The 23,640-nt window shown below is 42.9% G+C and carries 21 protein-coding genes, 1 tRNA gene and 1 pseudogene; 15 read left to right on the top strand and 8 right to left on the bottom strand.

The window, feature by feature from the left end:
- Nucleotides 1-87 precede the first annotated feature (87 nt).
- From BN1067_RS16575 to BN1067_RS16540, 8 genes are all read left to right on the top strand, one after another.
- The gene (locus tag BN1067_RS16575; RefSeq protein WP_053219936.1) at nucleotides 88-1,113 is read left to right on the top strand and encodes an alpha/beta hydrolase family protein; all 1,026 of its coding nucleotides are present in this window, start codon (nucleotides 88-90) and stop codon (nucleotides 1,111-1,113) included.
- A gap of 59 nt (nucleotides 1,114-1,172) precedes the next feature.
- Entirely contained in the window at nucleotides 1,173-1,931 is a 759-nt protein-coding gene (locus tag BN1067_RS16570) for a DeoR/GlpR family DNA-binding transcription regulator (RefSeq protein WP_053219935.1), read from the top strand.
- A 22-nt stretch (nucleotides 1,932-1,953) separates the two neighbouring features.
- Nucleotides 1,954-2,898, top strand: coding sequence for a sugar kinase (locus BN1067_RS16565; protein WP_053219933.1), 945 nt, complete (start codon nucleotides 1,954-1,956; stop codon nucleotides 2,896-2,898).
- A gap of 21 nt (nucleotides 2,899-2,919) precedes the next feature.
- A complete protein-coding gene (locus BN1067_RS16560; protein WP_053219934.1) occupies nucleotides 2,920-3,168 on the top strand; it encodes a beta/alpha barrel domain-containing protein in 249 nt (82 codons plus the stop codon).
- Between the two features lie 2 nt (nucleotides 3,169-3,170).
- Nucleotides 3,171-4,115, top strand: a complete 945-nt coding sequence (locus BN1067_RS16555) for a sugar kinase (RefSeq protein WP_053219933.1) — start codon at nucleotides 3,171-3,173, stop codon at nucleotides 4,113-4,115.
- Between the two features lie 21 nt (nucleotides 4,116-4,136).
- Entirely contained in the window at nucleotides 4,137-4,790 is a 654-nt protein-coding gene (locus tag BN1067_RS16550; protein WP_053219932.1) for a bifunctional 4-hydroxy-2-oxoglutarate aldolase/2-dehydro-3-deoxy-phosphogluconate aldolase, read from the top strand.
- Between the two features lie 290 nt (nucleotides 4,791-5,080).
- Nucleotides 5,081-6,292: an NAD(P)/FAD-dependent oxidoreductase gene (locus tag BN1067_RS16545; protein WP_053219931.1), complete on the top strand. Its 1,212-nt coding sequence runs from the start codon at nucleotides 5,081-5,083 to the stop codon at nucleotides 6,290-6,292.
- Between the two features lie 366 nt (nucleotides 6,293-6,658).
- Nucleotides 6,659-8,815, top strand: a complete 2,157-nt coding sequence (locus BN1067_RS16540; protein ID WP_053219930.1) for a type IA DNA topoisomerase — start codon at nucleotides 6,659-6,661, stop codon at nucleotides 8,813-8,815.
- A 373-nt stretch (nucleotides 8,816-9,188) separates the two neighbouring features.
- Here the strand turns inward: BN1067_RS16540 and BN1067_RS16535 are convergent, their stop codons facing one another.
- The gene (locus BN1067_RS16535) at nucleotides 9,189-9,878 is read right to left on the bottom strand and encodes a FadR/GntR family transcriptional regulator (protein WP_053219929.1); all 690 of its coding nucleotides are present in this window, start codon (nucleotides 9,876-9,878) and stop codon (nucleotides 9,189-9,191) included.
- Between the two features lie 390 nt (nucleotides 9,879-10,268).
- On the opposite strand from BN1067_RS16535, the gene BN1067_RS16530 reads away from it, so the two are divergent.
- The 3 genes from BN1067_RS16530 (at nucleotide 10,269) to BN1067_RS16520 (ending at nucleotide 13,397) form a co-directional block, all read left to right on the top strand.
- Nucleotides 10,269-11,435: a trans-sulfuration enzyme family protein gene (locus BN1067_RS16530; RefSeq protein WP_053219928.1), complete on the top strand. Its 1,167-nt coding sequence runs from the start codon at nucleotides 10,269-10,271 to the stop codon at nucleotides 11,433-11,435.
- Nucleotides 11,436-11,464: 29 nt separating this feature from the next.
- The gene (gene nhaC, locus BN1067_RS16525; protein ID WP_053219927.1) at nucleotides 11,465-12,940 is read left to right on the top strand and encodes a Na+/H+ antiporter NhaC; all 1,476 of its coding nucleotides are present in this window, start codon (nucleotides 11,465-11,467) and stop codon (nucleotides 12,938-12,940) included.
- A gap of 247 nt (nucleotides 12,941-13,187) precedes the next feature.
- Nucleotides 13,188-13,397 (top strand): thioredoxin family protein, encoded by a 210-nt coding sequence (locus BN1067_RS16520; RefSeq protein ID WP_053219926.1) that lies wholly within the window; start codon nucleotides 13,188-13,190, stop codon nucleotides 13,395-13,397.
- Nucleotides 13,398-13,705: 308 nt separating this feature from the next.
- Here BN1067_RS16520 and BN1067_RS16515 read toward each other — a convergent pair whose 3' ends face one another.
- From BN1067_RS16515 to BN1067_RS19935, 7 genes are all read right to left on the bottom strand, one after another.
- On the bottom strand, nucleotides 13,706-14,299 hold the full coding sequence (locus BN1067_RS16515; RefSeq protein ID WP_053219925.1) for a polysaccharide deacetylase family protein: 594 nt from the start codon (nucleotides 14,297-14,299) through the stop codon (nucleotides 13,706-13,708).
- A 74-nt stretch (nucleotides 14,300-14,373) separates the two neighbouring features.
- Nucleotides 14,374-15,141 carry a phosphonate ABC transporter ATP-binding protein gene (gene phnC, locus BN1067_RS16510; protein ID WP_053219924.1) on the bottom strand — a complete coding sequence of 256 codons (768 nt, stop codon included), beginning with the start codon at nucleotides 15,139-15,141 and terminating at the stop codon, nucleotides 14,374-14,376.
- A gap of 13 nt (nucleotides 15,142-15,154) precedes the next feature.
- Entirely contained in the window at nucleotides 15,155-15,910 is a 756-nt protein-coding gene (phnE, locus tag BN1067_RS16505) for a phosphonate ABC transporter, permease protein PhnE (protein WP_053219923.1), read from the bottom strand.
- Between the two features lie 11 nt (nucleotides 15,911-15,921).
- Nucleotides 15,922-16,830, bottom strand: a complete 909-nt coding sequence (gene phnD / locus BN1067_RS16500) for a phosphate/phosphite/phosphonate ABC transporter substrate-binding protein (protein WP_053219922.1) — start codon at nucleotides 16,828-16,830, stop codon at nucleotides 15,922-15,924.
- A gap of 100 nt (nucleotides 16,831-16,930) precedes the next feature.
- Complete coding sequence (selD, locus tag BN1067_RS16495) at nucleotides 16,931-17,980, bottom strand: selenide, water dikinase SelD (protein ID WP_199868546.1); 1,050 nt, start codon at nucleotides 17,978-17,980, stop codon at nucleotides 16,931-16,933.
- A 62-nt stretch (nucleotides 17,981-18,042) separates the two neighbouring features.
- On the bottom strand, nucleotides 18,043-19,038 hold the full coding sequence (locus BN1067_RS16490) for a glycosyltransferase (protein WP_053219920.1): 996 nt from the start codon (nucleotides 19,036-19,038) through the stop codon (nucleotides 18,043-18,045).
- Between the two features lie 181 nt (nucleotides 19,039-19,219).
- A tRNA-Sec gene (locus BN1067_RS19935) sits at nucleotides 19,220-19,316 on the bottom strand.
- A 147-nt stretch (nucleotides 19,317-19,463) separates the two neighbouring features.
- Between BN1067_RS19935 and BN1067_RS16480 the strand changes: the two genes are divergently transcribed.
- The 4 genes and pseudogenes from BN1067_RS16480 to selA form a co-directional block, all read left to right on the top strand.
- Complete coding sequence (locus tag BN1067_RS16480) at nucleotides 19,464-19,613, top strand: YfhD family protein (protein ID WP_110943533.1); 150 nt, start codon at nucleotides 19,464-19,466, stop codon at nucleotides 19,611-19,613.
- Nucleotides 19,614-20,066: 453 nt separating this feature from the next.
- On the top strand, nucleotides 20,067-21,968 hold the full coding sequence (gene selB, locus BN1067_RS16475; protein WP_053219918.1) for a selenocysteine-specific translation elongation factor: 1,902 nt from the start codon (nucleotides 20,067-20,069) through the stop codon (nucleotides 21,966-21,968).
- Nucleotides 21,969-22,107: 139 nt separating this feature from the next.
- Nucleotides 22,108-22,296 (top strand): annotated as a pseudogene (locus BN1067_RS20650) (Rdx family protein); the annotation flags it as partial.
- 129 nt (nucleotides 22,297-22,425) lie between these two features.
- On the top strand, nucleotides 22,426-23,640 hold a 1,215-nt coding region (gene selA, locus BN1067_RS16465; RefSeq protein ID WP_053219917.1), incomplete at its 3' end, for an L-seryl-tRNA(Sec) selenium transferase.

Below are 23,640 nucleotides of genomic sequence, written 5' to 3'. Positions count from 1 at the left end.
CAAGCTCGCTCAATCCGATTCATTGTTAACAGTGAATCGGATTTTTAGTACGGTAAAACAGACGGAACAGGAAGTTGGTGATGGAGTATGGAAAAAACACTGGAACAGTTTTTTTATGAACAATACAAGCAAGCGGCTGGCCATAAACGGACACTTGAACAGTACGAAAGCCATCGGTACCAGTTAAAGCAGAAGTTGGAAGCTTTGCTGGGAGAATTTCCGGATTGGGATAAACCGGCTTCAGAACCTGTAAAAGAGACCGTAAGGGAATTTGAGGATTATCGGCAGGAGCGGTATCACGTGCAATTAGGCAACCAGCTTGAGGTTCCTTTCTACGTGCTAACCCCTTTAAATGGCAAAGCGGCTCATCCTTCAGTCCTTGCTCTTCATGGCCATGGATATGGACCGAAACAAATAATCGGGCTTACAAAAAAGGGAACGAGGAATCTTCGTTCTAACGCTCAGTCTGACTATGCTTTGCAACTGGTCAAACGCGGCTGCAAAGTATTTGCACCGGCATTGTTGGGGATAGGAGAGCGGATTTTCCAAGCGGATGCAGAGGCGGGAAGAGATAAATCATGCGAACAGTTAGCAAAGTTATTTTTAATGGAAGGAAGGACACTTCTTGGTGCCAGAGTTTGGGAGACTGGCAGATTAATAGATGTATTTTCCTCCTTTGAGGACGTTCTTCCTCTCGGATTTGGTATTTTTGGATTTTCCGGGGGCGCTGCTGTCGCTGGATTTACGGCTATATTAGATGAAAGAGCCAAAGCGGTGGTTCTAGCGGGATATCCTAGCCAGTTTAGGGACAGCATCCTGGAAATTCCACACTGCCTGGACAACTATCTTCCTGGCATCCTGCAACTATCAGAGTTGCCTGGTCTGCTGGGATTGATTTCCCCACGTCCACTATTTATTGAAACAGGGGAAAAAGATCCTTTATTTCCATCGGAAAGTGCCAAAACTGCTATCAAGCAAATGGAGAAAATTTATCTGCAAAGCGGCAGCCCGGAAGCATTGCAGCATCACTTCCATAGTGGCGGACATGAAGTGGATGGCAGTTTGTCATATGACTGGCTTGCACGGCAATTTTGGAAGAGGGAAAATTCGTAGGAGACATTCTACTTTGATTATGGTAGGTTAAAAATAAGTGTATCTGCAGGAGGGTTGATATGCTATCAATTGAACGCTATCAACGTATATTAGCTGAACTGGAAAAACAGAAAATTGTCAAAGTCTCCGCTTTAAGTAGACAATTAGGGGTGACTGAAAAGACGATCAGGATTGACTTGGAAACACTGGAAAAACGAGGCTTGCTAACCCGGATACATGGTGGAGCGATGCTGGAGAAGTCGGAGGAAAGCTTACTGCCGATTGAAGAGCGTCAATCAAGCCATAATGAGGTGAAACAGGCGATTGCCAAACGGGCAGTAGAGTTAATTGAACCAGGAGAAACCATATTGATGGATGGTGGCAGCACAACGGTAGAAATCGCCAAATTGCTGGGCGACCAGGAGGTAACCGTCATTACGAATGATTTGAACATCGCTCATGTTTTGCAAGACAAACAGAACGTGCAGCTCCTCGTTCCGGGAGGAGCGAGAATAGTGGGCTCAAGTTCTCTTTTTGGTACACAGGCTACCGAGTTTCTGCAAAAGCTGCACGTTAACAGAGTGTTTTTTGGTGCAACAGGTGTATCGGTGAAGCAAGGATTATCTGTCTTCACAAGTTTGCACGCAGACTGGAAAAAGCAGATCGTGGAATGCGCGGAAGAGGTAACACTTGTTGCTGATTCCTCCAAATTCGGAAAGGTTGCCCTGATCCAATTTGCCGATATAGATCAAGTGGACATCATTGTCACCGATGGCCGTCTGGATAAGGAAACAAAGCAACAGATCCAGGAGAAGAACATTCAAGTACTACTTGTGTAATAAACAAAGGAGGGGTTTAGTCATGGATGTGGTAACTTTAGGAGAAAGCATGGTTTTATTTACACCTGATACAGAAGGGCCGCTCCGTTATGTCAGTGGCTTTCATAAAACAGTAGGCGGAGCGGAATCTAATCTTGCGATTGCTTTGACAAGACTGGGTCATCAAACAGGCTGGATCAGCCGGCTAGGGGACGATGAATTTGGACTGTTTGTCCGTAATTTTATCCGCGGAGAAGGTGTAGATACATCCAATGTTTCTTTTGATGAGGAAGCGCCGACAGCCGTCTTTTTTAAAGAAAAGCTGACGGGAGGAGATCCCAAGATTTATTACTACCGCAAGCTGTCTGCTGCAAGCCGGTTATCGCCTGACGATTTAGATGAGGATTATTTAAAGCAAGCTTCATACCTTCATGTAACCGGTATCACGCCAGCTTTAAGCAAGACGTGTAAACAAACGGTATTAGAGGCAATCCGTATGGCCAAAGCAAACGGGCTAAAGGTGGTCTTTGATCCTAATTTACGTTTGAAATTGTGGTCTGAGCAAGAAGCGGCCAAGACCCTGATGGAGATTGCTGCTGTCAGCGATATTGTTTTACCAGGCATAGACGAAGGGGAATTAATGACGGGCTACAAGGAAGAGAAGCAAATTGCCGCTGCATTATTGGACAACGGTTCAAAGCTGGTGGTCATCAAACTAGGAGCCGAAGGTGCATACTACGCTACAAGCAGTGAATCAGATTATGTCAAAGGCTACAAAGTAGACCGGATTATCGACACCGTAGGAGCGGGAGATGGTTTTGCGGCAGGATTTTTATCTGGTCAACTTCGAGGATGGAGTCTTGCTAATTCTGTCAAGTTAGGAAACCGTATAGGCGCTTATGCATTGACTGTCGCCGGAGATGTGGAGGGGTATCCATACTTGCATCAAGTCGATAAGGAACAGAGAAAAAAGGAAATATTGCGTTAAACATTAGGAGGCAGAAGACAAATGGAAAAAGCTGCAATCATGAAAGAAATGGTGGAAAATGGAGTAATAGCGGTCATTCGCAAAGTACCGGAGAAAGATGTAGAACAAGTGGCAGAAGCCTTGATTAATGGCGGCGTAAATGTACTGGAAGTAACGCTTGATGCGGAAAATGCCAATCAAATGATTCAATCCTTGAGTGAGAAATTTGCCGGGAAAGCAGTAATTGGAGCAGGTACTGTTCTCGANGTAATAAACAAAGGAGGGGTTTAGTCATGGATGTGGTAACTTTAGGAGAAAGCATGGTTTTATTTACACCTGATACAGAAGGGCCGCTCCGTTATGTCAGTGGCTTTCATAAAACAGTAGGCGGAGCGGAATCTAATCTTGCGATTGCTTTGACAAGACTGGGTCATCAAACAGGCTGGATCAGCCGGCTAGGGGACGATGAATTTGGACTGTTTGTCCGTAATTTTATCCGCGGAGAAGGTGTAGATACATCCAATGTTTCTTTTGATGAGGAAGCGCCGACAGCCGTCTTTTTTAAAGAAAAGCTGACGGGAGGAGATCCCAAGATTTATTACTACCGCAAGCTGTCTGCTGCAAGCCGGTTATCGCCTGACGATTTAGATGAGGATTATTTAAAGCAAGCTTCATACCTTCATGTAACCGGTATCACGCCAGCTTTAAGCAAGACGTGTAAACAAACGGTATTAGAGGCAATCCGTATGGCCAAAGCAAACGGGCTAAAGGTGGTCTTTGATCCTAATTTACGTTTGAAATTGTGGTCTGAGCAAGAAGCGGCCAAGACCCTGATGGAGATTGCTGCTGTCAGCGATATTGTTTTACCAGGCATAGACGAAGGGGAATTAATGACGGGCTACAAGGAAGAGAAGCAAATTGCCGCTGCATTATTGGACAACGGTTCAAAGCTGGTGGTCATCAAACTAGGAGCCGAAGGTGCATACTACGCTACAAGCAGTGAATCAGATTATGTCAAAGGCTACAAAGTAGACCGGATTATCGACACCGTAGGAGCGGGAGATGGTTTTGCGGCAGGATTTTTATCTGGTCAACTTCGAGGATGGAGTCTTGCTAATTCTGTCAAGTTAGGAAACCGTATAGGCGCTTATGCATTGACTGTCGCCGGAGATGTGGAGGGGTATCCATACTTGCATCAAGTCGATAAGGAACAGAGAAAAAAGGAAATATTGCGTTAAACATTAGGAGGCAGAAGACAAATGGAAAAAGCTGCAATCATGAAAGAAATGGTGGAAAATGGAGTAATAGCGGTCATTCGCAAAGTACCGGAGAAAGATGTAGAACAAGTGGCAGAAGCCTTGATTAATGGCGGCGTAAATGTACTGGAAGTAACGCTTGATGCGGAAAATGCCAATCAAATGATTCAATCCTTGAGTGAGAAATTTGCCGGGAAAGCAGTAATTGGAGCAGGTACTGTTCTCGACGCGGAATCTGCAAGAACCGCCATAGAACATGGTGCCGAATTTATTGTCAGCCCGCTGTTGGAACAAGAAGTCATCGAGGCAACCCTTGCACTTGATAAAGTTTCTGTACCGGGTATCATGACACCGACAGAAGCAATGAAAGCAGTGAAGCTGGGAGCAGACATTGTCAAAGTGTTTCCTGCGTCTGCAGTTGGACCTTCGTTTATTAAAAATATCAAGGGACCTTTGCCGAATATCACGATGATCCCAACTGGAGGCATTACAACAGAAAATGCAGGCGATTACATAAAAGCCGGCGCAGCGGCAGTCGGAGCAGGAGGGAATTTGGTTGATAACCAGGCAATCAGCCAAGGCAAATTCTCACATATAGAACAAGTTGCTGCCACATATACGGAAAAAGTCAAACAGGCAAGAGACAAGATAAAATAGAGTTTAATAGGCAAACGTTCAGACGAAAAATCTAGTGAATGGTAAATGTTTGACACAACCAAGTAAAAGATTTATGTTTGTGAAGATAGTAGAATTAATCAGGAATCACCCTCTTTCCCGGAGTGTGCCCGCAGACGAAGAAGATACATATATCCTTTCATTTTCCTTCTGTCGAGAAATGCTGGACAGAATTATCCCTATTTTCTTGTAGCGGGTGGATTTCTCATGTTTATAAGCGTAGCTTTTATGGCTATGCACTTTTATATAATAGAGAAAGGTGGACTACGAATATGAACAACAAACCTAGAATTGTCGTTCTTGGAGCGGGCTATGCCGGTATGATGACGACAAAACGATTAACGCAGAAATTAGGCCCTGACGAGGCTGATATCGTTCTGGTCAATAAGCATAACTATCACTATCAATCTACTTGGCTACACGAAGTGGCTGCAGGTACAATCGATGTCAATAAAGTGCGTATGCTGATCAGCGATGTAATTGATACAAACCGGGTCAGGCTTATCTTTGACACCGTACAAGAAGTAAAAAAAGACGAGCAGCGTGTGGTGCTAGAAAATGGCGAATTGGAATATGATTATTTAGTGTTCTCTTTAGGATTTGAAAAAGCTTCTTTCGGGATTCCCGGTATGGAAGAAAATTCAATGTCCATTGAGAGCGTGGAGAAAAGCCGCTTGATCCGTGAGCATATTGAGCATCAATTTGCCCGTTACAGCAGCGGTGAAGAAACAAATGACGATACACTCAACATCGTTGTGGGAGGTTCCGGTTTTACTGGTATCGAGTTTGTCGGGGAGCTGGCTGAAAAAGTGCCTGAGCTTTGCCGGAAATATGATATCGACCGCAGTAAAGTCCGCATTATCAATGTGGAAGCTGCTCCTTCCATTCTCCCTGGATTTGATGAAGAATTGGTGGCTTATGCTCGCAAATCCCTGGAGGACCGTGGTGTAGAATTCCGAATAGGAACCAAAATTCAGGAGTGCAGAGAAGATGCCTTTATCGTCGGAGACGACAACGAAGAAATTAAGGCGGGCACCATTGTCTGGACAGGCGGTGTACAAGGAAGCTCTATCTTAGAAAAATCCGGCTTTGAAGTATTTAAAGGCAAGGTAAATGTAAACGGCGATCTGCGTGTACCTGGCTACGATAATATCTTCATCCTTGGTGACTGTTCATGGGTAATGGATAAACAAAACGATCGTCCATATCCTCCGACTGCACAGCTTGCTATCCAGGAAGCCGACACAGCTGCTGACAACCTTACTGCATTGCTGCGCGGCGGCAGGGTAGAAGATTTCGTATTTGATAACAAAGGAACCGTTGCATCTCTAGGCGGAAGCCATGCAATGGGAACAGTCTTCTCTGGATATAAATTGTATGGTAAAACTGCCAGAGCAATGAAAAACGTGATTGATAACCGTTATCTATTCATGTTAGGCGGACCAAAACTGGTCTTGAAAAAAGGAAAACTGCGTCCATTTTAATTCAGGTCATCAAAACACTCAGGGAGGGAAGTAGGTTGAAAAATACATTTCTAGTAACACTGCTTGCGGTCCTTTCTACGGTTGTTTATGCCGTAGTTTTGAGGAAACAGGAAGAACAAAAAGATTTTTGGTAAAGGCGGAAACCGGGATTCTTCACGAATTCCGGTTTTATTTGTGTAAAAGACAAAGAGTAGGGAATCGTGTGAAAAACAGGTTAAAAGGCAAACAAATGTTCCGATGAATGCTTACACATGTTATAATAACCACAATAGTAACTTACGGTAGATCCTCTTGATTCTCTCCGTGTTTATTTTATAAACTCTCTTTCTAATTTCCAGAGGAATCCATATAGATTGGTGATGACACATGATATTAATTTTGGCAGAAAAGCCTTCTGTGGCAAAAAACATCGCAGATGCTTTGAACATAAAAACGAAACAGGATGGTTATTTTCAGGGAAACGGATATGTGATTACCTGGGCTTTCGGCCATCTATTGCAATTATATGATGCAAAAGATTATGACCGTAAAATGGCAAAATGGCGGATGGAAAACTTTCCATTCATCCCGAATTCATTTCAATATAAAGTAAAGACAGACATTCGAAATCGCAACAAGGCAGATGGGGGAGCCCAAAAACAACTCACTACCATAAAGCGTTTGATGAACCGGTCAGATGTAGAAACCATCGTATCTGCTTGTGACTATGACCGGGAGGGCCAAATAATCGGGGACAGTATCATCGAATATTTAAATCCGAAACAATCTGTATACCGTTTATTGATCAATGAGTGGACACAGACAGAAGTCCTTCAGGGGCTGAAGAATATGCAACCGAATGAAAAATTGCGCCCACTGCAGGATGCTGGCATTAGCCGTCAATGGGCGGATTGGGTGATTGGTATCAATTTAACTTCTGTTGCGACGCTTAAATATCAACAGGGGAGCGGGAAAGCCCTTAATATAGGGAGAGTTCTGCTACCGACACTGAAAATAATTTATGACAGGGATAAAGAAATCAAATCATTAGTCCCAGAGGACTATTTCAAGCTTACAGCCACTTTTTCCACGAAAAGCGGAAATACTTTTCAAGGAGTCTATCAGGATGAGGAACAAGAGAAATTCAGAAAGAAACAGCCTTTAGAGGAAATGGCAAAACAAATAGCTGGCAAACAGGCAAAAATAGTCGATAAACAAGTAGAGAAAAAGAAAGAATTCCCGCCATTTCTGTTCAACTTATCTAACTTACAAGGATATATGACAAATAAGTATAATGGCTGGACATCAGACAAGGTTTTAAAGGTTGCTCAATCTCTTTATGAAAAGAAATGGATCACATACCCGCGTACTGCGAGCACAGCTCTTGATGAAAGCCTGACAGGAAAAGCAGCAACAGTGTTAAAATCACTGTCAGAAGATTTACCTTATAAAGAAGAAATTCGTTTTTTGAAGTCTAAACGGGTTTTCAACAACGCAAAAGTAGAAAGTCATAGTGCGATCATGCCAACTTACTTAAAGCCGAAGCGGCTTACAAAAGACCAGGAACTCGTCTATCAAGCGATAAAAAACAGATTTATTATGCAGTTTATGCCTGTAGCAGAATATGAAGAAACAAGGCTTATCAGTAAAATGGAGGAACCCCAGTTACCCGGCTTGTTCTTTTCGAGGGGGAGAGTCCAGTTGAAAGATGGTTGGAAGAGGGTGGAGAATATCCAGTCAAAGGAGACAATCCTTCCATTCGTGGAACCTCAGGAAAGATTAGCAGTGGAGGAAACTGACGTTTCCTCCCATGTCACAAAGCCACCTAAACCCCATACGGAAAAGACGTTGCTGCGGTTAATGGAAACATGCGGCAAGATATCGAAAGAAAGGAGCCAAGAACAGGAGGAGGTAACCGAAGTATTATCAGGCTATAGTATCGGCACTCCTGCAACTAGAGCAGAAACCATTAAAAAATTGAAGGATGTAGGCTATATCAAGACGGAAAGAAAGAATCTCCTTTGTACTGAACTCGGAATCAAACTGGTAGAAACGTTCCCGATTGAGCAATTATTTGATTTGGAATTCACAGGTAGATTGGAGAAATCCCTTGCGGATATAGAAAAGGGGAAAGTGGATAAACGAAGCTTTCTGGACACAGTATTTGCTTTTACCGAACAATCGGTTGGAACGATTAAACAGGAAGCAGAAGTTACGATTAATAAGGTTGTCCGGCAAAAAGCTACCTATGAGATACTGGGGAACTGTCCAGTGTGCGGCGGCAAGGTTGTGGAAGGGAGCAAGGGTTTCGGTTGCAGCAATTGGAAAAGTGGCTGTAAATTTGTTGTCTGGAAAAATGACAAATATTTAGCCACTATGCGAAAACGGGCGACAAAGACACTGGTAAAAGGATTGTTGAAAAACGGAAGAGTATATGTCAAAGGATTGACCAGTAAAAAAGGCAAGAAATTCAACGCCTACTTAAGCTATCAAAAGAATGAATCGAATGATTACTTCAGCTGGAAAATGGACTTTAACAAATAAACGTTAAATAGCATGTCAGAAGATATGACAAAAGTAAAGCATTCAATTTGCAGGCTGTGTTACATTTAACCAACAGAACATCATAGCTGGCCCAAACGGAACACTTTCCATCCGCCATTTGGTTGACAGCTGAAGGTTTTGTACAAGAATGTTTGCGTCTCCCTATTTCTTTGCAAGGTGTCTGAATGATTGTCGCCCCTCCAACGACAATCGCAAAAAGCCAAACCGGTTCACGACGTAGCCGATTTGGCTTTTTTGCTGGGAAGAAATAGGAAGCATTTTGTGAATAAAAATTGTACCTTGCTGGGACACGTGATCGAGAGCGCTTAAAAAGAAGAAGTATGCACAGAGAAACAGTTATAAATGCCTAATATTATTGCTGGTATTTTTCAATTGCTGTTTTAACGGAATTCATCATACTTTGGAAAGCATCTGCAGCTTCTTCCTTGTTTCCCTTTCGGATTGCTTCTAGTAAAGCTACATGAAAAGGGTAGCTTTGATCAAAAATATCATCCTGGCCGAAGGGTTCATTCCAAAATTGGTGGAAAGTATCCCAAACAGAATCAATAATGCTGCTAAGCAAAGGGTTGTTGGCAGCATTGTACAATGCCTGATGGAATCCTGCATCAGCCTGGTTAGCTAAATCACGTTTTCCATCATTAATAAAATTCACATAGTCAGTAAGATGCTTCTGCATAATCTCTAGGTCTTGTTCAGTTGCTTTGTTCAAGGCCAAATCAACCGCTTTTCCTTCTAATGCTACACGGACATCAAGCGCATCCAATAAAAACTTCTTTTCATTCTCCACATCAAAAGCAGTCCTGATATAAAAAGGCTTAACGTCTTTGATATATGTACCTTTTCCATTTATTATCTCAAGGACATCCTGGGATTCGAGCAACTGTAATGCTTCACGGAGTGTAGATCGCCCGATGCCCAGGGAATCCATTAATTCGGCAACAGGAGGCAGTCGATCTCCTGTCGAAAGCTTCTCTTTTTTAATATAATGTTTAATTTCATCGGCGACTATTTCGGACAACCGTTTTTTCTTCACCATTTTCATATAAGCACCTCTTTTATCCGCAAATCAACTTATTCTATTATAACAAAAATGTAAAAAGGGAGGCATAACAACCTGAGGGAACAGGAGTCTGTTTGCTAAACTGAGCCGGGAAAGGGACAACTGCGATATAGTTATCCCTTCGTTTTATTCCGTATAATTACATGTGGCTGTAACATTTGCTCCGGCAAAAGGCTTTGTAACCGGGTGGGAACGTAATTTTTTCTCAAGCAGAACCGTACTTCGTAGGGAACGGATTCTCTAACAGGGAAGATAATGAGGATAAAAAATTATCAGAAAAATTAAACCTTTCATACAGGTAGATAGTATGATAGTATGTGGGTGTGCATAAATATTTTAGCAGTATGACCCTACAAGAAAGAAGGATGAGAAATGAATTTCAGCGATGAAGAGATTTGCACCCATTTCGGAGAATCTTATCATGAACACCATGGGGCAGTGTCGCCGCCTGTTTACCAGACAAGTTTGTTTGCATTTGATTCGTTTGAAGCATTTACCGAGGCCCAAAAAAAGGAGCAGGAAAATTATGTTTATACCAGGGGGGTAAATCCTACGACCGAAATACTAGAGAGGAAATTAGCCTTATTGGAGAGGGGGGAGAAATGTAAATGTTTTGCCTCAGGTATGGGTGCGATCAGCAGTATATTTTTTTCATTGCTGAAAAGTGGAGATCATGTATTGTTTGTCAATAACATTTACGGACCCACAATACAGCTAATGGAGCATTTAAATCGTTTCTCAATCGATTATAGTTCGGTAGACAATAACCTGGAAGAAATGGTAAAAGCAATCAAACCAACAACAAAACTGATATACGTGGAAAGCCCGGGGACGATGCTGATGAAAGTGGTCGATTTACAACAGGTTGCCCAAATTGCGAGGGAACGGGGAATTGTTACGGCAATCGATAATACGTGGTCTACACCGATTTTTCAAAAGCCATTGATGGATGGGTTTGATTTATCTGTCCATTCCTTGACGAAATATATTGGCGGTCACAGTGATGTTGTAGGTGGGGCAGTAATCGGAAATGAAGAATTAATTGATACAATATCGAGATACGGTTTTCAACTAAATGGAGCTGTCTTATCCCCACATGATGCATCTCTGATTATCAGGGGATTGCGTACATTACCGTTGAGACTGAAGCAACATCAACAGCATTGTCTTAAAGTAATTGAATATTTGAAGGGAAAGAAAGCGATAAGCAGAATCCATCATCCCAGTCTTGAAGCAGATACCAAGAGTTATATTAACAAACAGATGAAAGGGTTTTCGGGTCTGTTGAGTTTTGAATTGAAGCAAGCTGGTTTCGATCAGGTATCCCAATTTATAAATCATTTAAGGGTGTTTAAAATCGGTGTTAGCTGGGGTGGTTTTGAAAGCCTGGTAAATGCGCCAGTAAAAAGAGGGAATGAAGAGGAATTGAATAAACAGGGATTAAGCCCCGGTTTGATCCGATTATCAATAGGTCTTGAAGGAGCTGATGTATTGATCGAAGATTTGGAACAAGCTTTCCAAGCGTTAAGCTGCGAATAAAAAAGAATCATTAATAAGGAGAGGTTAAAATGAGCGAGGCAAAAATAAGACGGCCGTCAATTGGGATGGCATTAATCCCATTAAGTTTAGCATTGGCTATTTTTATTATTGGTATCGGGATATTGAAATTCCAGGCAGAACTGATGTTAATATTTGCTGGTGCGGTGTTTGCTTTATTCGCAATCGGTTATGGTCATAGCTGGGAAGAAATTTTAGGAGTGATGGGTGATAAAATCAAAAAAGCATTACCGGCCATATTGATATTGTTTAGTATAGGCATGTTAATCGGGACTTGGATGATTTCTGGAACCATTCCGTTTTTTGTCTATTACGGATTGGAAATTATCAATCCGGCTCACCTTTATGTTATGGCCTTCCTTGTAACGGCAATTGTATCCACATGTGTCGGTACGTCTTGGGGGTCTGCTGGTACGATAGGAGTAGCATTGATGAGTATTGCTCAAACTATGGATTTATCAATGGCTATTACAGCGGGCGCAGTCGTTTCCGGTGCTTATTTTGGGGATAAATTGTCACCGCTTTCAGATACAACCAACATGAGTTCTCTTGCCGCTGGTTCCAATTTATACGAACATATTCGCCATATGCTCTACACATCAGTACCCTCCTCCATCCTTGCCCTTATCATATTTTTTATAGCGGGCTTACAAATCAACGCAAGGACAGATCAACTTGACCAAGTGGAGGAGATGCTTAATGGAATAGGACAACTGTTCAATTTAAATATTGTGGTTTTGCTGCCGGCAATCATAGTAATTGCAGGTTCACTTATGAAGAAGTCTCCGCTGATCGTGTTGTTCCTTTCTGCTCTTAGTGCAATGCTTGTTGCTTTTATTTTTCAGCATGCCACGGTAAGCAATCTGATTACAGCAGCTGTAGAAGGGTTTAACGTCGAGATGATCGCAGCTTCTTTACCGGGAATCGATGCTTCTGTAATTGGACAGGATATGCAGGATTTACTGAATAGGGGTGGCTTGTACTCCATGTATGGAGCTACGTTTTTTGTTTTTTGTGCTTTTTTCTTCGCTTCGGCTCTAGAAGTATCCCAAGCCCTCAATGTTGTATTGGAAAAAGTCATCACCTACCTCCGTTCAGTAGGTAGTGTGGTTGCAGCTTCGTTAATTACAGGTTTTGCTGTTATTAATTGCACATCAAATGCTCTGGTGACATATTTCTTGATTCAAGACATTTATGGAGATGTTTATAAAAGGAAGAAATTGCATCCAGTCAATTTATCTCGCAGTATGGAAGATTCGGTAACAGTAACAGAAGCGTTGATGCCATGGACTGTATCCGGTGTTTTTATGGCCACAACGTTGGGGGTTGGAAACTTCGAATTCCTTCCATGGGCGATATTTAATCTAGGAGGAATTATCTTTTCAGCATTATATGCTTTCCTTGCACCAGTGACGGGTGGATTTGGGATTAGGAAATTAAAGGAAGACTCTGAAGATGGCCAAGCTGCTTCCAAAACGGCTATTTAAGCCGAATCATAAGTCCTTTATCTATCGGTTATTAGTTCCCCGTTGTTTTACACAAACAATTTCGTGGAAAACTAACTTTGAAAGTGATATGATTTGATGTGCCATCTTTTCGAAGAAGGCAAATGAACTGAAAAGGAGGGTAACCATGGCTGAAAAGATTACAGTAGATCAATTCAAAGAACTTACAAATACGATGGACAAGCCAATCATCCTCGAATTTGGAGCTGACTGGTGACCAGGCTGCCGTATGTTGAGACCGGTGGTCTCAAGCGTTGCTGAGCAGCTTGACACTGTAGACTTCTACTATGTTGATGTAGACGAAGCAGGAGAGTTAGCTCAACAGTTCGGGGTTCAAAGTATTCCGACATTAGTAAAAATAAAAGACGGTGGAGAGGAAGCAGATCGTTCTGTCGGCTTTATGCCGGAGGAGCAGGTCAAAGCTTTCGCTGAGTCTTAAAATTGTGTAAAAAAGTGCCCGCGTCCAAGGACGTCGGGCACCATTCAATTTTAAAAACTTTCAAATGCGATGGGTTACTGCTAACCTCAAGGTCTTAAGCCAATCCTCTAGGTGGTAAAAAGCACCACTACGAGGATTGGCTTAAGCTTGTCGGGGGTCAGCAAGGCGCTTACGCTTTTCTATGTCTAGCTTCAGCGCCTACCCCCTCGAGGTCTTAAGCCAATCCTTTAGGTGATAAAAAGCACCACTATGAGGATTGGCTTAAGCTTGTCGGGGGTCAGCAAGGCGCTTACGCTTTTCTTAGCTGTTTATGGTAACAATTGAAATGTGTACCCTTCTTGTTTAATCGATTGGATTAATTGGGGGAGTGCTTCCACCGTTTGTTCTAGCTCGTGAAGTAAAATAATCGATTTATCCTGCAAATGATGAACCGTATTTTCAACAATTTGCTGAGGGTTATCTTTTAATTCCCAGTCAATGGAAGCGATTTTCCATAACACGACCGATAATCCCAGCTTCTCTGCAGCGCGTTTTGTATTTTCGTCATACTGCCCGAAAGGAGGACGGAAATAGTCGACTTTTTCCCCAGTAATCGCTTCAATACTTTTGACACTGGCAGCCAGCTGCCGATATTGCGCATTGAAATCGAGTTTGGTCAAGTTAGGATGTGTAATAGTATGGCTACCGATGCGGTGTCCTTCTTGAATCAGTCTTTTCCAAGGTCTCTTTGGATGTAGGAGCTTGGACTGCCAAAAGAACATCGCTGGTACATTTTCCTGTTTAAGAATATCAAGCAATTCAGGCAGTACACTGCTTGGACCGTCATCAAAGGTCAACATTACGCTTTTTTCCATCGAATTCGGAAGGCTGGTTATGATTTGCTCATCTTTTGAGTCGTACACGACTCTTGATTGATCTGCAATTCATGGACTGTTTGTCATCTTTATCCCTCCTTGTTTTAAAACTTCCCGTTAAATCAACGAGTATTACTGTCTGTGTAATTGTCTTTCGACTCGTATATTTCGAGGAATTCTTGATTAGTAAATTCCTCGGGTTTCCCATCAAAAATAACTTGCCCATTTTTCAAGGCGACAAGTCTGGTTGCATATCTTTTCGCCAAGTTGACATCATGCACATTGATAATCGTCAATAGATTGCGTTGCTTATGCATCTGGTCGAGAAGGGAAAAAATATGGTTGGACGTTCCAGGATCAAGGCTCGAGACCGGCTCATCCCCCAGCATGATTTGTGGCTGCTGTAACAAGGCCCTGGCAATGCCGACTCGCTGTTTCTGTCCACCGCTTAAATGTTCGACACGCCGGTCAGCCATACTGGATAAATCGACATCTGCAATGACTTGCTTGGCCTGTTGTTTTTCCTGGTCACTAAACCATCCTATAAGGTTTTTAAAACTATTGCGATAACCGAAAGTACCAGTCAGTACATTTTGGATGACACTAAGACGGGGTACCAAATTAAAATGTTGAAAAATCATTCCCATTTGCCTGCGGACCTTCCGCAATTGTTCTTCTTTCATATTTGATAACGCCTGACCTTTCCATCGGACCTCTCCGGTGGTAGGTGTTTGTAACCCGTTTATACAGCGGATCATTGTAGATTTCCCAGACCCGCTCTTACCAAGGATGCAAACAAATTCTCCCTGTTCAAATGTTAAGTTGATATCGGACAAGGCATCCAACTTACTGCCAGGATACCGGACAGACACTTCATTTAACTCCAGCATAGGCCGTACCTCCTTATATGACCCGATTTCTTACAAAGCTTCCTAGTAAATCAACGATAATTACAATCACCATAATGATCAATACATCAAGCGAAACAGAGGAGTATTGGAAAGTCTTGAAATCGTTGAATAAACGCTGTCCAATTCCACCGCCACCGATAAAACCGAGAACAAGCGAAGTCCTGATCGCTACTTCGAGCCTGTAGAAATAATGCGAGAGAACATTCGGCCAGATTTGCGGAATGATGCTGAATAGATGGGCAAACCAGGTTTTTGATCCGACTGCTTTCATCGCTTCTTGCGGCCCGGGGTCGGACGCTTCGACCAGTTCGGAAATAAGCTTGCCTAACACTCCGATGTTGTGAAAGGCAATAGCAAGAACAGCGGGAAATGGGCCGAGCCCCAACGCTGTTAACAAAATTAGTCCAAACACTATTTCGGGAATGGAGCGCATGAAACTCAAAATGAAGCGCGACAAATGGTACATCGGTTTAGAAGGGGAGGTATTCCAGGCAGCGATAAAACTGACTGGAAGACCGAAAATTAAACCGATAACACTTCCTAAGAAAGCCATTCCCAATGTTTCCAGACTGTCATTGATCATTCCCGGCAATTTGGAAGTGTCCATAGGAAACCACTGGGCAAGAAAATCGATCATATTGCGAAAGTCACGAAATTTGGATAGATCAAATTCGGTCAGGCGCATGCTAAAATATATTAGAAGACAAAGGATTAGCAAAGTCACTATATTTTGTCTTTTAAACCACATGGTAATCAGCTCTATTCTTCTATAACGCCTTGTTTGACAGCGGCATTCCGGATGCTTTCATAGTCTTCATTCGTAGCAGTTGTAAACCCTGTCGCTCCAAAAGCATTAAGGATTTGTTCATCTTCAATTCCTTGGAATGTTTCTTGCAAAATGGAAATCGTTTCTTCATCCGTGTCTTTGTGGACAGCCCAAGGATATTGGAAGAGCTCTTCCGATTGCCAGATGGTTTTGATCTGGTCACCATCTACTTTTCCTGATTCCACTAACTGATTGAAAATTGCACTGTCAATTGCACCCGCATCGACCTGTTCATTTTGTACAGCTAGTGCTGTTGCATCATGAGATCCGGTGAACCGTACAGAATTAAAGGAATGCTCATCTTCCGATTGATAAACCCCTTGTTCCTGAAGTTCTATTTCTGGTATCAGGGCTCCTGAAGTGGAATTAGGGTCGCCAAAAGCAAAATCGGTTTCTTCTGAATTTGCTAGCAAGTCATCCAAAGATTCCATTGGATTATCCTTTTGAGTAATAATATAGGAATGATAGTATGGTTCACCATCTATAAGCTGTGTGATGATTGCTTTTGCACCGCTTTTCTCGTGGGCTACAACATATGTCAACGGTCCAAAATAGGCCATATCGATTTTGTCGTAATTCATCGCTTCCACAACACCATTATAATCGGGATAAACATCGACAGTGACGTCCTGTTCCATCGCATCGTCCAAAGTCGCTTGGAGTTTATCCATTGCCTCTTGCATTTCGCCTTCAGTCTGAGCCGGAATAACTCCGATGGTAAAGGTATCCTCTGTATCGTTATTTTCCTGTTCGTTTGCATTATCCTTCTCCTGATCATTCCCACATGCGGAGAGAAGGATGGTCAATCCTAAAATTAGTAATAAGTATGTCCATTTTTTCATGCTTCATCACCTCTTCATTTCGTTTAGACGTCTAATATTATGCGTCATTTTCATGAAGAAAAAGGACTCTTTTGAGCCCTTTTCCCTACAAACAGAAAGTTTATATCACCGTGATACGTCCGCAATTTTCACTGGAGACATCGCCGATAATCGCTGATGGAACTTTGCTGTTTTCCAGTTTTTGCAGTAGTTCATCAGCTTCAGCTTCTGGTACAGCAATTAGAAGTCCACCGGATGTGACGGCATCACACAAAATCAATTGGTCGACTTCGGTTATTTCCTCGCTGTAATCGATACAATCAGCAAGCCATTTATGGTTCTTCTTAGAACCTCCAGGAATAACATTTTTTTCAGCTAGCTCTTTGGTGCGGGATAGCAACGGTACTTGATCATAATGTACAGTAATTCCAACATTGCTGCCTTCCGCTATTTCCCGGGTATGGCCCAGTAATCCAAAGCCGGTGACATCTGTGCATGCATTGATGGTATGGTGTTCCATCGCTTCGGCAGCCTGTTTATTTAATGCAGCCATCACTTGCATTACTTCATCGGTTGATTGTTCGTCCAACAAACCGTTCTTGATGGCGGTTGTTAAGATTCCAACCCCGATGGGTTTTGTCAAAATCAGCTTGTCACCCGGTTTTGCACCGACGTTTGCTCGGATTTTCTCCGGATGTACGGTACCAGTAACTGACAAGCCAAATTTAGGTTCCTGATCGTCGATGGAATGACCGCCGACTAGTACAGCTCCTGATTCATTCACTTTATCAGATGAACCAGCAAGGATATCAGCGAGTATGCTTTTATCTAAGTCATTAATCGGGAAGCCTACAATGTTCATGACCGTTATTGGTTTACCACCCATTGCATAAACATCACTCAATGCATTTGCAGCTGCAATTTGCCCAAACATATATGGATCATCCACAATAGGAGTGAAGTAATCCAACGTCTGTACGAGGGCCGTATCTTCATTAATTTTATAAACACCTGCATCGTCTGATGTTTCCAATCCGACAAGCAGATTTGGATCCGGTACGGATTTTGGTAAGTGACGCAGCACCTGCGTCAGGTCCTCAGGACCAATTTTGCATCCTCAGCCACCTTTGCTCGATAAAGAAGTCAATTTTACAATTTCTTCTTTAGACATATATCCCACACTCCTTTTATACCTGAAGGACAGTGCTCAGCCATCTTGTACTTCTCATTTAATTAATCAAGTAGTTGTTGATATATCTCTGCTAAACGAGAAGCTTCCTGTTCACTAGAATGATGTTTTGAAATATAGCTGGCAGCAGCTTGTCCTATGGTTTGTCTTAAATTGTAATTATTCATGATTTTTTCCGCATAATCAAGAAATTCGTTTTCCTCATGGTAAATGAAGCCGGTTTGTTCATGAGTAACAATACTTCGATTCCCTTGGTTATTGGAAACTAATACTGGTATCCCGGCTTTCATCGCTTCCAATATCGTTGACGGTTGCCCTTCTGAAATAGAGGTGTTAAGCAAAACATCTGCCGAGTGGTATAGGGTTCCCATTTTTTCATGCTCAACCTGTCCATGATAATGGACCCAGTCTTTATTTTCTTCCACGAGTTGTTTTACTAGGGTTCCTTCTTCTTCTTCCAGTATCGGGCCCACTAGCGACAACCTGACATTAGAATGATCATCATGAAGCTTTTTCAACATTCGGATAGCCTCCGGAACATTTTTAATTTTCCTGATTCCGGCTGGCAGTAAAAATTGAAAGGTATCCGGTTCTTTTTCGGGCTTGTCATCTGTTTCAAGGAACTCATCTGTTCCTTGTGGGATGACATGGATTTTTCCGGCTGTTTCCGGTATTTCTTTCAAAAGGGTAGACTTGGCTTCCTCATTAAATACATGAATGGCGCCAGCTCCTGTCAACGAATCGATTACATCCGGTCTTGTCGATTTCTCATACAGAAATTGGCTTAAATCCGTGCCGGTAATGGTGATGACATATGTTTCCGGTTTATCTCTAAGCTGTTTCATAAACTGATAAGAACGGTAGGCATGGAAACCATGAAATAAATCGGCAGCCGGCAGCTGTTTCTGTTGATTATCAGCGGTGATGGAGATGATTTCTGTTTGTATTTCCAGCTTCTTTAGTGCATTAGAAATCCGTTGTACTGTTACAGTATTGCCGCGTTGTTGATGATAATTCGGCGTAGCCAGGATTATCTTCATCGTACACATCCTTTATAGAGAAGATCTTTGATGACGATTATAAAGCTCCCAATCCGCTGTTGTGAAATAATGGAGCAGAATGAAGATGGAGTGCGATGTTATTGCTCTTACTCTACCCCTTAATAGCAAATAATAAGCCGCAATCCTTTTCCAGGAATTGCGGCTTTGCTTTCCTTATGTATGGCGGGACTGTGTGGGAATCGAACCCACCGGAGACGGCACGCGCCTCCCTCAGGGTTTTGAAGACCCAGGGGGACACCAGTCACCCATCCAGCCCCATCAGTCATTATCGCCAAGCCTAAACAAGTTTATAATGAATTTTCCTGAGGTGCAAGTACAAAGACTCAATAATTTTTACCAGCTTACATGGGAATGGGAGGACGGGCAATACTATGCAGGAAATCGATTGAAAAGAGGTGGAAATAATGGGAAGAGATGAACACCGACATTCAAGAGGAAAAAATAAAGCCAAATTACCACAAACACCATCCTACGAAAAAAATAGAACCGGGGTCGATATCGACATGTCCAAAAACCCCCGAGTACAATACGGCATTAACGAAGAAGAGAAATAATCAGACTAAGATCGGGGTCTAAGATCGGGGTCAGTCCCCCTATCCGCAATTTTGCATAAATTGAAGGGAATAACGGAGAAAGGGGGACTGACCCCGAATCGGTCACATAGCATGCTTTTTATGTTTTGGGGTCAGTCCCCGAAACGCCGAGGAAAGCACTCAATCGTTGGGGCTGTGAGACAGTGTTGTCAGCAGAGGCACGGGTTGTTTAGCACTTGTATTCATAGGGGACTGTCCCCATTTAACAAGATTTTTGTTTTAAGAGTCGGAGGGGGTCAGTCCCCGAAGCTGTCCAAAATAATGGACACTTGCTTTGGAGGGACTGACCCCTCTTCCTGCTGACCCCTCTTCCTGACCCTTTTATTTTTCTTTCTTGATACTTACTGCTTGAATCACGGGCTTGGGATGATTAAAGTGATAGTATCATTACTGTAAGAAAGCGGGTGTGGGTAGATGGACGCTGCTTATTACACAATTGGAATGGCTGGTCATATTGATCACGGGAAAACGACATTAACCAAAGCACTGACCAATGTGGATACGGATCGTTTGAAAGAGGAAAAAGAAAGAAATATTTCAATAGAAGCTGGATATGCTCCTTTACATACAGAGGATGGGACGTACGTATCGATTGTGGATGTTCCCGGTCATGAACGGTTTATCAGGCAAATGATAGCCGGGGTTGCTGGAATCGACTTGGTGGTATTGGTTGTTGCTGCAGATGAAGGCGTGATGCCCCAAACAAAGGAACACTTGGAAATCCTGCAATTTCTTGGTATCAAAAGATGTATGGTGGCAGTAACTAAAATAGACCGGGTCGATCAGGAATTGCAGGAGCTGGTCGGTACGGATATTAAAGAAGCGTTGGAAGGAACCATTTTTGCTGATGCAGACATGCTATTTGTCGACAGTGTGTCAGGAAAAGGGATTGAAGAGCTTCGAACTTCTATTTTCACTGCTTTGAAGCAAGTGGAGTTCCGGGATCGTTTTGGCTCTTTCCGTCTGCCTATTGATCAGGTTTTCACTGTGCAAGGGCAAGGTACAATTGTTCGTGGAACCATTTACGAAGGGGTCGTTCGACAGGGCAGTTCGTTGACGGTATTACCTTCAGGAAAAAAGGCAAGGGCTCGTAATATTCAAGTTCACCATGAGGATGTGCAGGAAGCAAGGGCTGGGCAGCGCACCGCAGTAAATGTGACCGGAGTGGATCGAGAACAAATCAACAGGGGAGATGTCTTAGTCGCGTCCAATCACTTCTTGGTTAGTAAAACGATCGATGTATCGATTCGGTTAGTGGATGATATGCAGTTCCCGATCAAGCAGCGCGCTCCCATCAAGTTACACATCGGGACCTCTGAAGTGATGGGGAAAATCGTGTTTTTTGATCGGAATGAAGTACAAAAATCATCTGAAGAGATTGTTTGCCAATTACGACTGGATGACGAAGTTGTTGTTCGGAGGGGCGATCGCTTCATTATTCGGAGACCAACACCGGTAGAAACCATCGGAGGCGGCTGGGTAATCGATCCAAAAGGGGAAAAATACCGTTTTGGCAAGGAAACAATGGCAATGCTGGAACAGAAGAAGGAAGGTACCCCGGCGGATTTGGTTGCGGCCGTATTAGATGATCACATTATGTTGAATGAACAGCAAATCATTCAGTACACTTCTTTAGATAAAGCGGTTGTGAATGAAGCATTGAACAGCGGAATTCAATCAGGACAATTTCTTCCTTCAGGAGGAAAATATGTTTTGACGAAATCCTTTGAAACAGCTAAAGAACTCATACTCGGATATTTGAGGGATTTTCAAGAAAAGTATCCCATGCGCGCTGGAATGAACAAAGCGGAATTACGCCAAATACTTCGAAGCCGTTTTCCCAAGGCATTTATCGATTTTGTTATAGCCGAAATGCTTGATCAGAAGCTTTTAAAGCAACAGGAACAGTACCTGACAAATGCAGAATTCCAACAGCATCTACCAAACCGGTGGAAAGCGAGACTGGAAGAAATCATCGACCAACTGAACCAGGATGGATTGCAAATCCGGAAATGGGAGGATTACTTCCGTGACACACCGCTCCCTGAAGAAGTTGCACGAGATTTAAAAAGTTATTTGCTGCAAACAGAGAAGGCTTATGCGCTTACGGATGACATGGTCATCGACCGCCAGGTATTCCAACAAGCTGTAAAACAACTTCGTAGTCAGACCGGGGAAACGTTCAATTTACAAGATGTGAAAGAAGTTTGGAATGTCTCTAGAAAATTCATGATCCCTCTGCTTGAGTTGTTGGATGAGTGGGGTTGGACTACCCGTGAAGATGGCAACCGGCGCTGGCTGGTATCAGAAAATTGATTGCGACCGCAGCAGAATTTTTTTGTTTTTCGCCAAGCAAGTGATTAGGTAAAATAGATAAAGTGAAATGTAATGGAGGAGGTGCAAGATGAAATACGAAGTGACAATAGAATTTTGCATGCAATGAAATTATGCTCCAAAAGCCGCAAGTTTTGCGGAACAATTATTCACACACTATCGTTCTTCGATTACATCCCTCCAGTTGATTCCCAGTTCCGGAGGCGCTTTTGAGATTCATGTGAACGGTAGTATTCTGTATTCGAAACGAAAAACGGGAAAATATCCCGAAGTGGAAGCAATAATCAATCAAATGGATGCCTTAACCTAAACAGGCGTTTTTCGAAGGAGCCGGTAATTACACGGCTTCTTCTTCCTTTTGTCAATGCACAGGATTCGAATTAATGGGTTTAACGAGAACATTCGGGCTATAATGAAATATAATAGGATGTTAGGCACAATGGAGGACGAAGAGATGAAGCATTTGCTGCGGCAACTTCCGCCGGTTCATGAATTACAGCAGCACCCAAGATTCGAAAGCCTTACAAGACAATTTGGCTTTCCGGAAGAGGAAGTGACCAATACGATAAAAAACGAATTGGCTGCATTGCGCCAAAAGCTGCTGGATGGTGTTAACCCTGTTGAAAATAACGAGGATAAAAGCTTTATGGAATACATTTGGAACAACACCGAGAAGCGTTTGCGACGCTTTCAACAGGATCGACTTCGTGGCGTAATAAATGCCACCGGTACCGTTTTGCACACGAATCTTGGAAGAGCCCGTCTCAGTAAGGAAGCAATTGAACATGTTGGACAGGTTGCAGCCAATTACTCTAACTTGGAGTATGACATAGATGCAGGTAAACGAGGGTCGCGTCATGATATCATCGAGGATTTAATCGTGAAGCTAACGGGTGCTGAAGCGGCTATGGTTGTAAACAACAATGCAGCTGCTGTATATCTCGTTTTGCGAGCATTAGCGAATGAGAAGAACGTCATCGTTTCACGGGGACAGCTGGTGGAAATTGGCGGGTCTTTCCGTGTCTCTGCAATCATGGAGGAGAGTGGAGCTCGACTTGTGGAAGTCGGCACAACCAACAAGACACATCTATATGACTATGAAAAGGCTGTAGATGATGAAACAGGAATGGTTTTAAAAGTCCATACAAGTAATTTCCAAACGATCGGTTTTACGGAAACAGTCGGTACGAAAGAATTGGCAGAATGGAAAAGCCAATACCCGGGTGTCGTTTTTTATGAAGATTTAGGAAGTGGTGCGCTGTATGACTTTCAAGCAAAGGGAATCGGAAACGAGCCATTAATCAAGGAAGTCATCAAAGAGGGTGCTGATCTAGTATCCTTCAGCGGGGACAAGCTTCTGGGCGGCCCTCAGGCCGGCATAATAGCCGGAAAGCAGGAGCTGATTCAACGATTGAAAAAACACCAACTTGCACGTGTGCTGCGCGTAGATAAAATGACGTTTGCCGGGCTCGAAAAAACTTTGCGTGCTTACATTGCCGGAACCGCGTCAGAACAATTGCCTACCGTGCGGGATATCGTTAAAAGCCCGGAAGAAATCAGACGCCAAGCAGAAACAATGATAGCGCGGCTTGCGGATAAGCTTCCTCGTCTTGCATTTGAACTGTTAGAAGACACTTCCCAAATTGGCGGGGGC

It is taken from the genome of Virgibacillus senegalensis, from assembly GCF_000821245.2.
GTDB classification, from domain to species: domain Bacteria; phylum Bacillota; class Bacilli; order Bacillales; family Amphibacillaceae; genus Sediminibacillus; species Sediminibacillus senegalensis.
The sequence above is the reverse complement of the archived record's forward strand: the minus strand, read 5'-3'. Positions and strand labels throughout refer to the sequence as shown.

Bases quoted from the DNA above. Each gene is read 5' to 3' on its own strand.
- BN1067_RS16575 (WP_053219936.1), top strand. From the start codon at position 88: ATGGAAAAAACACTGGAACAGTTTTTTTATGAACAATACAAGCAAGCG.
- BN1067_RS16570 (WP_053219935.1), top strand. From the start codon at position 1,173: ATGCTATCAATTGAACGCTATCAACGTATATTAGCTGAACTGGAAAAA.
- BN1067_RS16565 (WP_053219933.1), top strand. From the start codon at position 1,954: ATGGATGTGGTAACTTTAGGAGAAAGCATGGTTTTATTTACACCTGAT.
- BN1067_RS16555 (WP_053219933.1), top strand. From the start codon at position 3,171: ATGGATGTGGTAACTTTAGGAGAAAGCATGGTTTTATTTACACCTGAT.
- BN1067_RS16550 (WP_053219932.1), top strand. From the start codon at position 4,137: ATGGAAAAAGCTGCAATCATGAAAGAAATGGTGGAAAATGGAGTAATA.
- BN1067_RS16545 (WP_053219931.1), top strand. From the start codon at position 5,081: ATGAACAACAAACCTAGAATTGTCGTTCTTGGAGCGGGCTATGCCGGT.
- BN1067_RS16540 (WP_053219930.1), top strand. From the start codon at position 6,659: ATGATATTAATTTTGGCAGAAAAGCCTTCTGTGGCAAAAAACATCGCA.
- BN1067_RS16535 (WP_053219929.1), bottom strand. From the start codon at position 9,878: ATGAAAATGGTGAAGAAAAAACGGTTGTCCGAAATAGTCGCCGATGAA.
- BN1067_RS16530 (WP_053219928.1), top strand. From the start codon at position 10,269: ATGAATTTCAGCGATGAAGAGATTTGCACCCATTTCGGAGAATCTTAT.
- nhaC (WP_053219927.1), top strand. From the start codon at position 11,465: ATGAGCGAGGCAAAAATAAGACGGCCGTCAATTGGGATGGCATTAATC.
- BN1067_RS16520 (WP_053219926.1), top strand. From the start codon at position 13,188: ATGTTGAGACCGGTGGTCTCAAGCGTTGCTGAGCAGCTTGACACTGTA.
- phnC (WP_053219924.1), bottom strand. From the start codon at position 15,141: ATGCTGGAGTTAAATGAAGTGTCTGTCCGGTATCCTGGCAGTAAGTTG.
- phnE (WP_053219923.1), bottom strand. From the start codon at position 15,910: ATGTGGTTTAAAAGACAAAATATAGTGACTTTGCTAATCCTTTGTCTT.
- phnD (WP_053219922.1), bottom strand. From the start codon at position 16,830: ATGAAAAAATGGACATACTTATTACTAATTTTAGGATTGACCATCCTT.
- BN1067_RS16490 (WP_053219920.1), bottom strand. From the start codon at position 19,038: ATGAAGATAATCCTGGCTACGCCGAATTATCATCAACAACGCGGCAAT.
- BN1067_RS16480 (WP_110943533.1), top strand. From the start codon at position 19,464: ATGGGAAGAGATGAACACCGACATTCAAGAGGAAAAAATAAAGCCAAA.
- selB (WP_053219918.1), top strand. From the start codon at position 20,067: ATGGACGCTGCTTATTACACAATTGGAATGGCTGGTCATATTGATCAC.